This is a genomic window from Rothia sp. 27098_8_27, from assembly GCF_041432805.1.
GTDB lineage: Bacteria > Actinomycetota > Actinomycetes > Actinomycetales > Micrococcaceae > Rothia > Rothia mucilaginosa.
This window is the reverse complement of the sequence record NZ_JAPWAJ010000001.1, coordinates 655,034-671,928: the sequence shown is the minus strand read 5'-3', so window position 1 is coordinate 671,928 and position 16,895 is coordinate 655,034. Positions and strand designations below refer to the sequence as shown.

The window sequence follows — 16,895 nt, the reverse complement described above, 5'->3', positions numbered from 1 at the left end:
CTGTTCGGGAAAACCCGGAGAGCTACACTCGGTTACCCATCAGGGCACCGCCACAAGGAAACTTCCTTGAATCTATGCAGGTCTTAGAGGCCCAGCTCAGACTCGAAGTTTGCCTCCTCCAGGCGGGTCTTGAGGGTGTGCAGGAAGCGACCAGCGTCCGCACCGTCGACCACGCGGTGATCGTAGGTGAGGGACAGGTAGCACATGGAGCGGATAGCGATAACGTCGTTACCGTCAACATCCTTAACAACCATGGGGCGCTTCACGATGGAACCGGTACCGAGGATTGCAACGTTCGGCTGGTTGATGATCGGGGTGTCGAACAGTGCACCGAAGGAACCAATGTTGGTGATGGTGAAGGTCGAACCCGACAGCTCCTCGGGGGAGATGTCGCCGGTACGTGCACGGCCACCCAGGTCGCCAATAGCCTTTGCCAGGCCAGCAATGCCCAGGTCAGAAGCGTTCTTGATGACGGGAACCAGCAGACCCTTGGGGGTGTCCACAGCAATAGCGATGTTCTCGGAGCCGTGGTAAGTGATCTGCTTGTAGTCTTCGGTCATGGAAGCGTTCAGAGCGGGGTGCTGCTGCAGAGCCTCAGCGGATGCCTGGACGAAGAAGGGCAGGAAGGTCAGCTTAGCGCCCTCACGAGCAGCGAAGCCGTCCTTAGCCTTTGCACGCAGCTGAACGATGCGGGTCACGTCAACCTCGGTGACCTGGGTCAGCTGGGTGGAGATGTCCAGGGACTCACGCATACGCTTTGCAATAACCTGGCGGATACGTGCGGTCTTCTCGACGGTGCCACGCTTGGGGGAAACCTCGAAGGTGTGCGGTGCCTTTGCGGAACCAGCAGCCGGAGCAGCAGCTGCAGCGGGTGCAGCAGCGGCGGGAGCAGCGGAACCCTTAGCAGCGATAGCAGCCTGAACATCCTGCTTGCGGATGCGGCCACCAACACCGGTGCCCTTGACGGTGGACAGGTCGATGCCGTTGTCCTTAGCGAGCTTACGGACCAGCGGGGTCACGTATGCTTCGCCCTCAGCAGCTACCGGAGCTGCAGGTGCAGCGGGAGCTGCAGGAGCAGCCGGAGCAGCAGCGGGTGCTGCAGGAGCTGCGGGAGCCTCAGCAACCGGAGCGGGAGCAGCCGGTGCAGCAGCAGCGGAAGCGTCGCCGATGATAGCCAGAACCTGGCCAACCTCTGCGTCCTCATCCTCGGGGATGCGGATCTCGAGCAGGGTACCTGCTACGGGGGAGGGAACCTCGGTGTCAACCTTGTCGGTGGAAACCTCAACCAGGGGCTCGTCAACCTCAACCTGCTCGCCAACTTCCTTCAGCCAGCGGGTAACGGTGCCCTCGGTGACGGACTCGCCCAGAGCGGGCAGCAGAACCTCGGTGCCGGAAGCGGAGCCAGCGGCGGGAGCAGCAGGAGCAGCAGCGGGTGCAGCGGGAGCCTCAGCAACCGGAGCGGGAGCTGCAGGTGCAGCAGCAGCTGCGGGAGCAGCCGGTGCAGCAGCGCCGGAACCGTCGCCAATGATAGCCAGAGCAGCGCCAACCTCGACGTCCTCGTCCTCGGGGACGAGAATCTGCTCAACAACGCCGGCTACGGGGGAGGGGACCTCGGTGTCAACCTTGTCGGTGGAAACCTCAACCAGGGGTGCGTCAACCTCAATGGTGTCGCCGACCTCAACGAGCCAGCGGGTAACGGTACCCTCGGTCACGGACTCGCCCAGTGCGGGCAGTACTACGGTGTGGGACATAATCTTTCCCGTTCTCCTTGTGAATGCTTGAACTAGAAAAATGTGAGCGGCGACCCGGATGCGCGCCGTATGCGTCAAAGCACGTCGACGCGCATCCGGATAGGGGCGTTGTTCAGCGGATACGCCCGGCAACCGCTAACGACCAACGGTCGTCAATACTAAGCTGACGCGCTAACGCCAGTCAGCAAAATTTATGCGCTGTGCAGCGGGGTGCCGTTCAGGACCATTGCAGCCTCACCCAGGGACTCGTTCTGAGTCGGGTGTGCGTGGATGAACTTAGCGACGTCCTCGGGGAATGCTTCCCAAGCAACCCACATCTGAGCCTCACCAATCTGCTCACCCATGCGCTTACCAATAGCGTGAACACCAACGATGGGGCCGTCCTTCTGGCGGACAACCTTCACAATACCGGTAGCACCGAGGATAGCGGACTTACCGTTACCAGCCAGGTTGTACTCAGCGGTCTCAACGTTCTCAGCGCCGAACTTCTCCTTAGCCTTGGGCTCGGAGTAACCAACGGAAGCGATCTCCGGGTCACAGAAGGTGACCTTGGGGATGTTCACGTCTTCAACGATGGAGGGGTTCAGGCCAGCGATTTCCTCAGCAACGAAGATACCCTGCTGGTAACCGCGGTGAGCCAGCTGAACACCGGGGACGATGTCGCCAACAGCGTAGATGTTGCCAACGCCGGTGTGCAGGCGCTCGTTAGCCAGGACGAAGCCGCGATCCATGGGGATGCCCTGCTCCTCGTAGCCCATGTTTGCGGTGTTCGGGCCACGACCAACAGCAACCAGAACGATCTCTGCCTCGAAGACCTTGCCGTCAGCCAGGGTGACCTTAGCACCGTTAGCGTCCTGCTCAACCTTCTCGAAGAGGGTGCCGGTGTTGAACTTGATGCCGCGCTTCTTGAACGCACGCTCCAGAACCTTGATGATTGCCGGGTCCTCGTTGGGAACCAGGTTCGGCAGGCCCTCGATGATGGTGACGTCAACGCCCATAGCGTTCCACATGGATGCGAACTCGCAACCAATCACGCCGCCGCCGAGCACGATAGCGCTCTTGGGCAGGTAGTCCATCTCCAGTGCCTCAGTGGAGGTCAGAACGCGACCCTCAATGGGCAGACCGAAGGTCTTGGAGACCGAGCCGGATGCCAGGATAATGTTCTTACCCTTGTACTCAACACCACCGACGGTGATGGTGTCCTGAGCGGTCAGCTTACCCTCGCCGGGGATAACCTCTACGCCCTTCATCTTCAGCAGGCCTGCAAGACCCTTGAACTTACCGGAGACGATGCCGTCCTTGTAATCGCGAACCTTGCCCATTTCGATGGACTGCAGCACAGCGTTAACGCCAACCTTGGACGCCTCGCGTGCCTCTTCAGCCAGCTCAGCAGCGTGCAGGTACGCCTTGGTGGGGATACAGCCGGTGTGCAGGCAGGTGCCGCCGACCTTTTCCTTCTCGATCAGGCCGACGGTGAAGCCTAGCTGGCGTGCGCGAATAGCTGCAGAGTAGCCAGCGGAACCGCCGCCGAGGATGAGGATGTCGAATTCTTGAGCCACGATATTGCTCCCTTGCATAGTTGTTGGGGCTAAAGACCCCTGCAATGAGTTCTTTACCAATTTATTGGTAGGTTTCCCAGCATGCGCGAAAGGCCCGCGAGCTCGAAAAATCGCGCGCCCCTCCGCGTACGCAGAAAAACACTTAATACAACAATACCCCCGTTGACGGTCGTTTAAGTTCACTCAGGGCGGTTTTAGCCGATTAATCACCCAAACACCCCAAATTTTTCACAACTCAAGAAAAGCGGCGCGTCATAGAACAGTCAGATGGCAGGGAACAGTCAGATGGCAGGATCACCACAGCGGTCGCACAGAACCGGTCAAGAACAGAACCAATCAAGAACAGACGCAGAGGAGGGCTCCCCGGTAGAAATACCGGAAAGCCCTCCTCAAATCAGCTCTATGCTGTGCGGCCGCGCACCAGATAAGGGGCGCCAGTTAGGATGCGCCAGTTAGGGTGCGCGCCCAGCGAAGCAGACTACTTAGCGTACGACTGGATGAAGTTCACCAGGGTAGCGGTACCGAAGCCGGTACCTTCCTTCGGGGTGAAGCCGTAGGGTGCCTCCTCGTTGAACGCGGGGCCCGCAATATCCAGGTGAGCCCAGGGGATGCCCTCGCCCACGAACTCCTTCAGGAACAGGCCAGCGGTCAGCGCGCCACCGTAGCGGGAACCAATGTTCTTGATGTCAGCAACGGGGGACTCCAGGCTCTTACGCAGGTAGGACTCCAGCGGCATCGGCCAGTACGCCTCACCCGCAGCAGCACCGGCTGCAATCACGCGGTCACGAATCTCCTCGTCACCGAGCAGAGCCGCGGTGCGCAGACCCAGAGCAGCCATAGCGGCACCGGTCAGGGTAGCGATATCCAAGATGACATCCGGGTTCGACTCAGAAGCCAGAGCGATACCATCAGCCATAACCAGGCGGCCCTCAGCGTCAGTGTTCAGCACCTCAACGGTACGGCCATCACGCATGGTGATAATGTCCTCCGGGCGCAGTGCGTGACCGCCGGGCATGTTCTCAGCCAGGCACAGGTAACCGGTCACAGCAACCGGCACATCCAGCTCAGCGGAAGCAACCACAGCGTTCAGCACGGATGCGGCACCCGCCATATCGCACTTCATGGTCATCATCGAAGCGGCAGGCTTCAGCGAGTTACCACCGGTATCGAAGGTGATGCCCTTACCGACCAGAGCCACGTGAGCCTTCGGGTTCTCCGGGGTGTACTTCACAACGGCAAGAACCGGCTTGCGGGGCGAACCCTGACCAACACCGGAAATGCCGCCGAAGCCCTCCTCAGCCAGGCGGTCGTGGTGGAACAGCTCAATCTCAATGTTTGCGTAATCCTCAGCGACCTCAGCAGCGAACTCAGCGAAAGTCTCCGGGTACAGGTGCGACGGAGGCAGGTTCACCAGGCGGCGAGCATCCTTAGCGGTCTCACCCAGAACCAGGGCGTGAACCAGAGCCTCCTCAGCCTCTTCCTGGTCAATCGAGGAAACGATCAGGATCGAATCGATCTCTTCCTTAATCGAGTCCTGAGTCTTGCTGCGCAGGCCCTCCTCAACGAAGTTACCCAGCACAGCGCCGTGAGCAATAGCCTCAATTTCCTCTACCGAAGAAACGCCGAAATCGAAAGCAATCTCCTCAGCGGAACCAACCAGCTGACGAGCCGCAGAACCAGCCGCGTAACGCAGAGCGTCCAGACGCTCCTGACCCTCAGCAGTATCAGAACCCAGACCCGCCAGCGCCACAATACCGGCACCGGTGTCCTCAAGGCCGGGCAGACGCAGCAGCTGATCGGGGGCACCCGAAGCGCCCAGCGCCTCCAACAGCTCGTTAATACCCTCAACAGAGTCCTCAGACAGGGAGCTCGGCGCCAGGTACGCACCGTCCGAACCCTTCAAAACGCCCAGAACCAGAACGTCAGCTTCGAGCGCTTCAAGGTCGGTGCTGTGAATAGACAGAGACAGAGACATCGTTACTCCTTTGCGTATGTCTTCTCAAAATAGTCGGGACACATCCTCGCGCCCGAAAAACTCAACTGTAGGCCCTCGAAGAGTGAGGATGAATACCGCCGCGCAAAGCCGCGCGGACTACTGCTTCTACTCTACACGGATATGTAGGAGGGCGTGAGGTTCAGCTCTCACCCCGAACAGCTGGCAGAACAGAAAAGACACAAGAAGCCGAGCTACAGCGTCTTAAGAACGTCGATGAGACACCAAACAAGTTCACCTACTGCGAGAAAAGCCCGCACACTGTCGAGACAGGGCAGTAGTGGCATAAAATGAAAGACTACGGAAAGCGTCAGATAACAGAAGACGCCCCTTTGCCCCAACACCTCGGGTGCCGGCAGAAAATGCTAAGCCCACCCGAACGCGGCGCGAACCAGACAGAAGTGAGGAGGCGCAATGCTCAACCCCGAAGATCTCTACTTAGCCAACACCAAAATATTGGACGACCCCAGGATGCACGGGCTAACCCTCGTCATCGCCCTCTCTAGCCCGCAAGACGCAGGCTCCACCGCAGGTCAGCTCGGGCAGGTGCTGCTCAGCGAACTCAAAAACATTGAAATCGTCGAGTTCGACAGCGACCAGCTGCACGACTACCGTGCCCGCCGCCCCTACATCCGCTACGAAAAAGACCACTTCGAAAAGCCGCAGTACCCGCAGCTGAAGCTCTACGCCGTAGAAGACAGCCTCGACAAGCCGTTCCTGCTGCTCACCGGTGCCGAACCGGACCTGCAGTGGCAGCGCTTCGAAAAGGCGGTGCTGACCATCGCCCAGCGGGTCAAGCCCTCCCTGGTTGTGCTGGTCTCCGCATTCCCCATGCCGGTGCCGCACACCCGCCCCTTCCCGATTACCGCGCACGGCTCCCGCAAGGACCTGATTCGCGGCATCTCCCCGTGGAAGCCCAGCGCGGACGTGCACGCGACCGTCACCAACCTGCTGGAAGTGCTCTTCACCGAAAACGGAATCGACACCGTCGGCTTTGGCGTGAACATTCCCCAGTACATTTCGGAGGCGGACCTGCCTCAGGGCACCCTCACCGCCCTCGAACACGTGGGCATGGCGGCACACCTCTCGCTACCCACCGAGAACCTGCGCGAAGCCGCACGCCACGTGCACAGCCAGATCAACGATCAGGTCAAGCAGAACCCCGAAATCGGTCGCATGATCACGACCATGGAGGAGAACTACGACGAGAACTTCCGCACCTCCGACATTGCGGTTCCCCTCTCGCGACGCGACGCGCACAACGTGCCCAGCCGCGACGAGATTGGTGCGCTCTTCGAGCGGTTTCTCGACGAACAATAGGTGCGCGCAGCAGGGGATACCGCCCGCCAGATAGTGCGTGACAAATTATGACGCGGTACCCCGCGCCGCTGTGGACAAACCCCGGTAAACAAACGAACAATACGAATAAATCTGTGGATACTTCGGATTCATGAACCGAAGTATCCACAGATTTATTTGTATAACCTGAGCACCCGCGCAAACCATGCCACCGTGAAGGCATGAACGCAAATAATATCCCCAATGGCAACATCCCCAACGGCAATACCCCCAACAGCGACCACAACCACGGTGGCTACGACACGCCCCCGCCTATCCGCAACGAATACGACGTGCTCAGCTGCGCCCTCCACCAGCACGGCTACTGGCCCGACCACTCACTCATCATCCTCACCGCAACCGACAACACCCTCGGCCCCAGCCTGCGCGTCAACCTACCCGACGAACCCTGCACCCACACCGAACGCGCCGACTTCCTTCACGAAACCTTCACCAAACTCCCCACCTGCCACAACGGCGAAACCCTCACCCGCTTCTACGCTATCATCATCGACGGCGACAACACCGTACGCCAACGCCAACTCCACCCCAACACAGCACAACTCGCCGCCATCGAAGAAATCCAACAGGACGTCGACACCCAAATCCCCATCAACACATGGCTCCACCTGCTCCACGACCCGCGCATCGTCAGCGAACTACGCTGCGAAGACGTCATCTACGCAGGCGGCGTCAGCATCTGGGCACTCAACCCCGAACAGCAGACGCTCACCCTCCTCGCACCCATCGAAGAAATCCACCACAGCGGCTACTACACCTGGCTCACCCGCCACGGCGACACCATCGCCGATACCGCCCAACACAACTACGCCCACAGCCCCTGGGACACTGACCCCACCAGCAACCCCGAAACCCGCCACGACTGGGAAAACGCCGTAGAACTCTGGGCCCACACCCGCACCAACACCGTCCGGAACGACGACGCCCGCCGCCAGGACATTCGCACCATCTACCGCCAAGCCCAAATCGACCTCTGCTACTGGGACGCCGCCATCAACGCCGCCGCCCACCTGCTCACCACCCACCCGGTCGATAACGCAGACACTGACCCTGACTGCCCCACCATCGGTGATGCACTCCGCGAACTCATTCCCGCCGAAGTCGCCGGGCACCTACGCGCCTCCATCGCACCGTTAACCCTCAACCCCATCACCGCCGAAATGCTCACCTACCTCGCCGGCTACGGGCTCAACCACGCTCAACAAGCGCTCGCCCACCTGCACTACTCCGCCCAATACACCTACCACGCCTTCGGCGGCGAATACCCCAGCACCAGCCCCAACTTCGTGCCGCTCGAACCACCTCACTACGGCACCCGCATCACCCGCAAAACCTACATACCCGCCAGCTTCACCCACGCACTCAACGCCGCACCCGGCACCGAACAGGCACACGTACGCGCTGTGCCCGAAAAATGCGTGCAATGGCAAGACTGGATCCGCCGCACCCACCGCACTATCCAACAGAGCCGCACCATTCAGCAGAGCCGCAACAACCAACATGCCAACCTCAACGGCTGGGCACTCGAAAACCTCACCCCCGCCGACCACGCCAGCGCAGCCGAACTCAACACCATCAGTCGCGACGTACTCCCACGCCTCGACGAACACCCCAACGACCACAACGCCCAAAACGAACTCGAAAACCTCAAACAACGAATCGACGAAAGCTGCACCACCAGCGAATACATCACCAAACACCACCCCGTCTATACCCACTACCTCAACGCCCTCAAAGGAAAACTAGACAGCCCCCACTGGGCACGCCTCAACGCACTCGAACTACTCACCAGCCTGCTCACACCCCACAGCACCGACGGAGAATACGCCGCACTACGCAACACCCAAGCCTGGACCAACTGGTACAAGGGCTACAGCACCTACGCCCGCATGCTCCGCCAAGAAGCCCGCCGCCACACATTCGGAAAGGACCTCAACATCCTCGACGTACACCTCAACGCAGGCAACCTACCCGCCTGGATCAAACACACCATCTGCGGCGAACCCGGAACACACCGCGAACCCATCAGCACCCTCAAACCCCGAAAACTCTAAAACCGGCACCTAAAAGCGAAGCACAAACAGGGGAGGGGCGCGCCACCGGGCACGCCCCTCTCTCGCACACAGTTACACCCACCCAAAACCAGGCCCACAAGCTACCAAACAGCGCGTCAAGTTGAAAGCAACCAAAAATATGCAATACTTATATATTGACCCCGTATAGTCAATGCGCTACAACGCGCCCTCAAACAGCTCAACACAACGAGCAACGGAACCCTGCAAACGACCAACGCACGCGGAATAAAACCCGCCCCCATAGCGTTAACACGGACAAACGCAGCAAACACCCCGACCGAGGACGCCAGCACAGACTTGACAGGGTCTTAGGTGTTTTGCAAACAAAACACCCCACCACAAGCCAGAAAGGGTTCTAGTGGCACCTGCAACCAGCAAGAAGACCGCGACCGGCGACGCAACCGAAGAAACCGTCGCAAAAACCACCACCAAGACCACCCGCACCAAGAAGGCAACCACCAAAGCCGCAGCAGCAACCGAAGACACCACCGGCGCAACCGCCGAAACCGGTGCCGAAACTACTGCCGAAACCGAGGCAGACAAGCCCAAGCGCACCCGTAAAACCACCACCAAAACCGCAACCAAGCGCAAGACCGGCGGCCGCCGCAAAAAGAACGATGACGACGAATTCGACCTCGGACTCGACGAAGAACTCGAAACCACCGACGCCGAAGACGAAACCGACGAAGAAGACGAAGAAACCGTAGCCAAAAAAGAAGAAAAGAAGGCCGCGGAAGAAGTAGCAGCCAAGGGTTCCGGCTTCGTCCTCACCGCAAACGACGACGACGACGCACCCGCACAGCGAGTCGTCACCCCCGGCGCCACCGCCGACCCCGTCAAGGACTACCTCAAGCAGATCGGCAAGGTCTCCCTGCTCAACGCACAGCAGGAAGTCGACCTCGCCATGCGCATCGAAGCAGGCCTCTACGCCGAACACAAGCTCGCCGAAAACCCCGACATGGACAAGGACCTCAAGAAGGCCATGCGCTGGGTCGTCCACGACGGCAAGCGAGCCAAGAACCACCTGCTCGAAGCCAACCTGCGACTCGTCGTCTCCCTCGCCAAGCGCTACACCGGCCGCGGCATGCTCTTCCTCGACCTCATCCAGGAAGGTAACCTCGGCCTCATCCGCGCCGTCGAGAAGTTCGACTACTCGAAGGGCTTCAAGTTCTCCACCTACGCAACCTGGTGGATCCGCCAGGCCATCACCCGCGCAATGGCAGACCAGGCTCGCACCATCCGCATCCCCGTGCACATGGTAGAAGTCATCAACAAGCTCGCCCGCGTGCAGCGCCAGATGCTCCAGGACCTCGGCCGCGAACCCACCCCCGAAGAACTCGGCAAGGAACTCGACATGACCCCCGAAAAGGTCATCGAAGTCCAGAAGTACGGCCGCGAACCCATCTCCCTGCACACCCCCCTCGGTGAAGACGGCGACTCCGAATTCGGCGACCTCATCGAGGACTCCGAGGCAGTCGTCCCCGCAGACGCAGTGTCCTTCACCCTTCTGCAGGAACAGCTCCACTCCGTGCTCGACACCCTCTCCGAGCGTGAAGCCGGCGTGGTCGCAATGCGCTTCGGCATGACCGACGGCCAGCCCAAGACCCTCGACGAAATCGGCAAGGTCTACGGCGTGACCCGCGAACGAATCCGCCAGATCGAGTCCAAGACCATGTCTAAGCTCCGTCACCCGTCGCGTTCGCAGGTACTGCGCGACTACCTGGACTAGTACTCCGACTACCAATAACGGCGCACCGGTTCCCGTTCGCGGTACCGCTCCGTACAGCCGGCACGCGGACGACGCTCGCGGGGGAGTGCGGGGCCGGACTCCGTGCGCTTGTCCTTACAGACGGCGCACCGGTTCCCGCTCGCGGGGGGAGTGCCCCCTCTGCGGCGCTGAGCGCCTTGAGGACGGAGCCCCCGCTCCGCGTGACCGGCTACTCCGTAAAGGCTTAGTTTTGCTAGTTCTAGCGCATACAGAAAAGGCTCTCCGAGATACCGGAGAGCCTTTTCTATGCCTATATAGGTCGCGAAGAGTATTCGCACAGGTAGAGTTCATTAGACGGCTTGCGGACGATGCTCGCGGGGGAGTGCCCCCTCTTCAGCGCCTGGGGGCGCTTCGAGGACGGAGCCCCCGCTACGCATGTCCGCTATGCCGTTAAGGTTCAGCGCCGCTACAGACCCAGCTGACGCAGATAACGGTCCGCCACCGCCTCCACCTGATCCAAACCACGCACACGACCCAGCGCCTGCGACCACGCATCAGCCTCACCGCCAGCCACCGGCAAACCAGCCACCGCCCACAACGCCGCCGTCATCGCACCCACCGAATCCGAATCCGAATCCACCGACACCGCACGGCACAAACCCTCAAACAGGGCCGCCCGCACCGTCGCCTCATCGGCATCAGCAGGCAGACTCTTCACAGCATCCGCCGCACACCAGAACGCCACACCCAGTAGCTCCGGCGCCGTCCAACCCGTACCAAAATGCTCCGCCACAGCCCCCGGAACCGGCACCACGCCCTGCTCCAGCAGCTCAAGGGCACGGCTCAGCGCCGCCGCCGTACGCGCAGCATCACCCGGAATCGAATCATCCGCCGCCACCGTGCCGCACCAGTCAAGCACACGGCGGGCAGAATCCAACAACGCACCACACGAGCCAGCTGGGGACGCCAACAAATCACGAACCAACAACGCATAGGCCGCCGCCGAAGCCAACGCCTCCGGATGCCCATGCGTCAACGCCGCCGCACGCACCGCCAACAAAACCACCGTACGCTCCTGCGCCACTGGCAACACACCCAACGCCGCCGAACGCACCAACGCGCCACTACCCAAAGCATCAGGATTCAACGACTTCGACACCAACTGCATCTCACCCGAACCCAACGCCCGCAACGTCGCCGCACCCGGACCACGACGAGCCGTCAACTCCGAAGACCCATCAATCTCACGATCCAACGAAAACGGCGCAGAGTCCGGCAGAACCTCACCAATACCGCGGAACCACCGCAAATACGCCAACCACAGACACGCCAACTCATCCGCCGCCGCGCCCTCATTGTTCCACTCCAAAACCTCCGTCAGACCGTCCAGAGTGAAGCAGGTCAGCTGCGTATCATCACTGATTAGTAGCTCACCAAACGCCGAATCCCACGGCTTCGGGTCGCACGCCGCAATCTGATTCGCCGACAGTAGCTCAAGGGGATAGCCCAGCGCATCACCCAACGCAGACGCACACAACAAGCCGCGCACCCTGCCCGCAAACTCAGCCGAAACCTCAGGTGCACGCGTGAACTCAACAGAAGAAAAACTCATAGGGCGATTATCCCACGGGTGGTTAGGATGCGCGGGGGATGTGCCGGGCAGCTTCGTGCTCATACTCGGGGGCAAGTGGCTTCGTGCTCATGCTCGCGGGGGAGTGCCCCCTCTTCAGCGCCTGGGGGCGCTTCGAGGACGGAGCCCCCGCTCCGCATGAGCACTTTCGCCGCTGTGAGGTGCCTACTCTACGGGTGGGGAGACACCGGGGACGGAGCCCCCGCTCCGCGCGAGTGCCTGCGCTGCGGAAGGTTCCGAACCGCGAATGACGAACTGTGAGGCGCAAAACAAGACGCAATGCCATACTGAAACCATGAAGATCCTGCACACCTCCGACTGGCACCTCGGCCGCACCTTCCACCGCAGCCCCCTCACCCGCGAACATCAGCAGTTCATCGACGAACTGCTCAACTACGTGAACGCCGAAGGCATCAACACCCTCCTCATCAGCGGCGATGTCTACGACAGCACCATCCCCACCGCCGAAAGCACCACCCTGCTCGACCAGGCACTCACCCGCCTCATGCGCGCCGGCGTGCAAGTCATCCTCAGCTCCGGCAACCACGACTCCTTCCGCCGCCTCAGCTACGGCGCTGCCTTCTTCGAAGCCTCCGGCGTGCACCTGCGCACCACCATCGAAGACGCCACCCGCCCCGTCGAACTCACCGACGGTACCCAGCGCGTACACGTCTACGCCATCCCCTACCTCGCCCCGCGCCTTCACGCCACCGCCCTCGGCGTAGAACCCACCCACCAGGCGGTCCTCGGCGCCGTCACCGACGCCATCCGCGCTGACGCCGCAGAACGACGCGCCCGTGGCGAAGGCGCCGACCGCATCATCGTCATGAGCCACGCAACCGTCAGCGACACCACCGGCAGTGACATTACCGGCAGCACAGACACCACACCCCGCAGCGACTCCGAACGCGACATCAGCGTCGGCGGCATCGACTGGGTACCCGCCTCCCTCTTCGACGGCTTCGACTACGTAGCCCTCGGCCACATCCACAAGCGGTACCCCGTCACCCCCACCATCCGGTACAGCGGCTCGCCCCTCGGCTTCTCATTCAGTGAAGAACACAACCGCAACGGCGCCTACCTCATCGAACTCAACCCCGGCGAGGAACCCACCATCAGCAGCCACGAATGGGCAACCCGCGTGCACATGAAAACCCTGCGCGGCACCATGGACGATCTGCTCAACAACCCCGAATACACCCCCTACGAGCGCGGCTACTACTGCCGCATCGAGCTCACCGACGAAACCCTACCCGTCGGCGCCGTCGACCGCCTGCGCAGCCGCTACGAAACCATCTCCCACTTCAGCTACCGCAGCACCCAACCCGCCGCCGAAAAACCCGTCGCCGCGCCCCTCACTCGCGACGCCGACCCCGTCGACACCTTCGACCAATTCCACCAATACGTACGCAACCGCCCCCTCACCAGCGAAGAACGCGACGTCATCACCACCCTCAGCGACCACATCAAAAGCCACAAGGACAACGCATGATCCTGCACAACCTCGAATTCGAAGCCTTCATGGCATACCCCAAACGCCAAGAAATCAACTTCGACACCCTTAACAACGCCGGCGTATTCCTGCTCAACGGCCCCACCGGTGCCGGTAAAACCACCATCCTTGACGCCATCTGCTACGCCCTCTACGGCGAAACCAGCAGCGACCGCGAATCCGCCAAACTGCACTCCACCTACGCGGCACACAGCGGCACCAAACCGCGCGTGTTACTCGACGTCACCCTCCACGGCAAGCGCCTGCGCATCGACCGCACCCCCGCCTACAACAAACCCATCACCCGCGGCGCCCGCAAAGGCCAGATGCGCGAAGAAAGCGCCAAAGCCGCCCTCGCCGAACTTGCACCCGGCGCCGACCCCGCCGACGAAAAAGCCTGGACCCCCATCTCCAGCAGCGTCGCCGAAGTCAACCGCACCATCGCCGAACGCACCCACCTGACCAAAGAACAATTCCTCAAAGTCGTGCTCCTGCCGCAGGGCCAGTTCGCGCAATTCCTCAAGTCCAAGCCCAAAGAACGCAAAGAACTGCTCAAAAAGATGTTCCCCGTCGAACACTACGAACAGCTCTTCGCTGCACTCACCGAGGAAGCGAAAACCGCCCAGCAGGAAGTCGCCCAGGACGAAAACACCCAGCGCGGCTACCTCGAACGTGCCCGCGCAGAAATGCTCGCCCTACAGGCACTACTGGATGCTGTAGATACGGATGCTGAGGGCACCGATACCGAGGGCTCTGCTGTTGAAGGGTCTGTGGAGGCGGGGGAGGAGCCGGAAAACCTCACCGCTGAGAACGTCACTGCCGAAACCCTCGACGCATGGGTCGCCGGCGGAGCAGAACGCGCCCGCGAAACCTCCGCACGCGAAAAGCAGGAACAGCAGCGCCTCACCAACGAAGCCGACCAGAACACCCGCCTGCTCGCCGAACGCGCCCAGCTGCAGGCCGACTGGCGCGAATACGAGCAGCTCTGCGAACGCCGCACCCGCCTGACCGAACGCGCCGACGAGCACAAGGCGCAGCGTGAAGAGCTGGCGCAGGCGCGTGCCGCCGCGCCTCTGCACGCACAGTACACGCAGGTCCACGCCGAATCGCAGGCGCTCGCCGCACGGGAACAGGACCAGGCGGCGTGTGCTTCCGCGCTGGAGGAGAACGGCAATGCCCTGCTTACGGCACTGCGCGATGAGGAAACCGCGGAAGACGTCACCTTCCCCGAGGAGACAACCTTCGCCGCGCTCCCTTCCCTTGAACCCGCCGAGCAGGAAGCCCAGCTCGAAGCGCTCCTCGACACCCTGCGCGTCCTGCAGAAGAAGGACGCACAGCTTACCGAGGAGGAAGCCGCCGCAGCCGCCCTGCTGAAGCAGGCTAACGCCCTCGAACAGGACAAGTCGCGTGCCGAAAAGACCCTGAGCGACCTGACCGCCCAGGCCGAGCAGCTCGCTGAAGAACTCTCCGGCTACAGCACCGCCGACGAGGAGCGTACCCTCGCCGCGCATCTGGTCACCGAGGTGCAGCAGAAGCACGATGCCGCTCAGCAGATGCAGCAGAAGCTCGATGCCGCCTCCGCCGCGGTCGCCGCTGCCCAGAAGCAGAGCAAGCGCACCGCCACCACCGAGCAGAAGGCGCAGGAAAAGTGGCAGGCTTCGGCTCAGCAGGCGCTCGCCGCGACGGAGGAGTTCAAGAACCTGCAGGTGCTGCGCCTCGCCCAGGCGTCCTCTCTGCTGGCGCGCGAACTCAAGGACGGCGAACCCTGCGCGGTTTGCGGTTCGGTGGAGCACCCCGCCCCGGCGCAGATTGCCGAGGGTGAGCAGCTGGTTGAGCGTGCCGACCTGGACGCCGCCAAGGAGCGTGAAGACAAGGCGCACAAGCAGGCGCGCACCCACGAACTCGCTAAGGACCGGGCTACCAAGGCGCATCAGGAAGCCTCCGAGGCGCTTGCCGCCGCCCGCACCCAGTACGAGACTCTGGCTGCCCAGGGCGAGTGCGATGTTGAGCAGACTGCCGCGCAGCTGCAGCAGGCGCAGACCCGCCTCGCGCAGGCTCAGTCACGCGTGACGGCGCGTGACGGCGTGCTGGTGAAGGTTGAGCGGGTGCGGGTTGAGCTGCAGAAGGCTCAGGAGGCGCTACGCACCATCGAGGGCGCGGCGGTTGAGGCTCAGACTCGTCACCGTGACGCTGCGGCGCGCTGTGAGGCTACCGCGGCTGATTTGGCGCCTGCTCGTGCGACGGTGGGCTTTGCGCAGCGTGTTGAGTCTGTGGAGGGCTACCGTGCGGCGCATCAGCGTCTTGCTCGTGCGGTGTTGCTGTTGGGGCAGGCGCGTGAGCGTCATGCTCTGGCGGCGGCTGCGGCTGAGCGTCTGCTGGCTGAATCTTCGTTTGAGAGCGCCGAGCTGGTTCATGCGGCGGTCCGCACCCCTGAGCGCGTCGACGCCCTGGAGCAGGCTGTTGCCGCGTACGAGCTGGAGCATGCCCGCCTCCTTGAGGGCTTTGGCCGTGAGGCAATTGTTGCGGTGGCGGCCCGTGTTGCCGCTGGTGAGCAGGCACCGGATGACCTGCAGGGCGTGCGTGAGCGGGTTGAGCAGTTGCGCGCGGCGGTTCACCGTTTGACTCTTCGTGAGGGTGAGCGGGAGAGCCTGCTGCGTTCTTTGCAAGCGCTGCGTGGCGAGTATGCGGCGTTCCGTGCAAAGACGGCGCAGCGTTATGACCGTGGGCAGATGCTGGCGAACCTGGCGGCGGCTGCCCGCGGTGATACGCTGGGCGGTTATGAGCATCAGGTTGACCTGGTCAGCTATGTGCTGGGTGCCGAGTTCGAGCGGATTCTGCACTCGGCGTCACTGCACCTGGACCGTATGAGTGAGGGTCGCTACGGCATGGTGTTCAGCGATCACCGTGCGAGGGGTAGCCGTTCCGGTGGCGGCCTGAACCTGGAGATTACTGACACCTGGACGGGCGAGCCGCGTGAGGCGTCGTCGCTGTCCGGTGGTGAGTCGTTCTTGGCGTCTCTGTCGTTGGCGTTAGGTCTGGCGGAGGTCGTACAGGCGAATAACGGCGGCATCGAGCTGGACACCCTGTTCATTGATGAGGGCTTCGGCACGTTGGACGCTGAAACTCTGGACATGGTGATGGGCACGATCGAATCTCTGCGTGATAGTGGCCGCACTATTGGCCTGATTTCGCATGTGGAGGAGATGAAGAACCGTATTCCCGCCCAGATTGTGGTTGAAAAGGGGCAGAACGGCTCCTCGGTGAGGGTAAACTCCTAGTAGGCATAAATTCGCTTCCGGGCCGCTGTTGTGGCATGTCCGGTGGCTTA

9 protein-coding genes are annotated in these 16,895 nt (G+C 61.7%); 5 read left to right on the top strand and 4 right to left on the bottom strand.

The features are described 5' to 3' along the window. Window positions 1–83: 83 nt before the first annotated feature. The 3 genes from sucB to O3675_RS02465 all read right to left on the bottom strand — a co-directional run bounded on the left by sucB (window position 84) and on the right by O3675_RS02465 (window position 5,285). On the bottom strand, window positions 84–1,751 hold the full coding sequence (gene sucB / locus O3675_RS02475; protein ID WP_371570744.1) for a 2-oxoglutarate dehydrogenase, E2 component, dihydrolipoamide succinyltransferase: 1,668 nt from the start codon (window positions 1,749–1,751) through the stop codon (window positions 84–86). Between the two features lie 191 nt (window positions 1,752–1,942). Further along, on the bottom strand, window positions 1,943–3,328 hold the full coding sequence (gene lpdA / locus O3675_RS02470) for a dihydrolipoyl dehydrogenase (RefSeq protein ID WP_044145795.1): 1,386 nt from the start codon (window positions 3,326–3,328) through the stop codon (window positions 1,943–1,945). A 460-nt stretch (window positions 3,329–3,788) separates the two neighbouring features. Next, the gene (locus O3675_RS02465) at window positions 3,789–5,285 is read right to left on the bottom strand and encodes a leucyl aminopeptidase (RefSeq protein ID WP_303971885.1); all 1,497 of its coding nucleotides are present in this window, start codon (window positions 5,283–5,285) and stop codon (window positions 3,789–3,791) included. A gap of 432 nt (window positions 5,286–5,717) precedes the next feature. Here O3675_RS02465 and O3675_RS02460 point away from each other — a divergent pair, with 432 nt between their 5' ends. The 3 genes from O3675_RS02460 to O3675_RS02450 all read left to right on the top strand — a co-directional run bounded on the left by O3675_RS02460 (window position 5,718) and on the right by O3675_RS02450 (window position 10,466). Beyond that, window positions 5,718–6,623 carry a PAC2 family protein gene (locus tag O3675_RS02460; RefSeq protein ID WP_005505492.1) on the top strand — a complete coding sequence of 302 codons (906 nt, stop codon included), beginning with the start codon at window positions 5,718–5,720 and terminating at the stop codon, window positions 6,621–6,623. A gap of 200 nt (window positions 6,624–6,823) precedes the next feature. Then, on the top strand, window positions 6,824–8,716 hold the full coding sequence (locus O3675_RS02455; RefSeq protein ID WP_371570741.1) for a metal-dependent hydrolase: 1,893 nt from the start codon (window positions 6,824–6,826) through the stop codon (window positions 8,714–8,716). A gap of 379 nt (window positions 8,717–9,095) precedes the next feature. Beyond that, window positions 9,096–10,466 carry an RNA polymerase sigma factor gene (locus O3675_RS02450; protein ID WP_005505495.1) on the top strand — a complete coding sequence of 457 codons (1,371 nt, stop codon included), beginning with the start codon at window positions 9,096–9,098 and terminating at the stop codon, window positions 10,464–10,466. Between the two features lie 445 nt (window positions 10,467–10,911). Here the strand turns inward: O3675_RS02450 and O3675_RS02445 are convergent, their stop codons facing one another. After that, window positions 10,912–12,057 carry an ADP-ribosylglycohydrolase family protein gene (locus O3675_RS02445; RefSeq protein ID WP_371570739.1) on the bottom strand — a complete coding sequence of 382 codons (1,146 nt, stop codon included), beginning with the start codon at window positions 12,055–12,057 and terminating at the stop codon, window positions 10,912–10,914. 313 nt (window positions 12,058–12,370) lie between these two features. On the opposite strand from O3675_RS02445, the gene O3675_RS02440 reads away from it, so the two are divergent. Beyond that, complete coding sequence (locus tag O3675_RS02440; RefSeq protein ID WP_371570737.1) at window positions 12,371–13,567, top strand: exonuclease SbcCD subunit D; 1,197 nt, start codon at window positions 12,371–12,373, stop codon at window positions 13,565–13,567. Then, entirely contained in the window at window positions 13,564–16,845 is a 3,282-nt protein-coding gene (locus O3675_RS02435) for an AAA family ATPase (protein WP_005505501.1), read from the top strand. The genes O3675_RS02440 and O3675_RS02435 overlap by 4 nt, the downstream gene beginning before the upstream one ends. Window positions 16,846–16,895 lie beyond the last annotated feature (50 nt).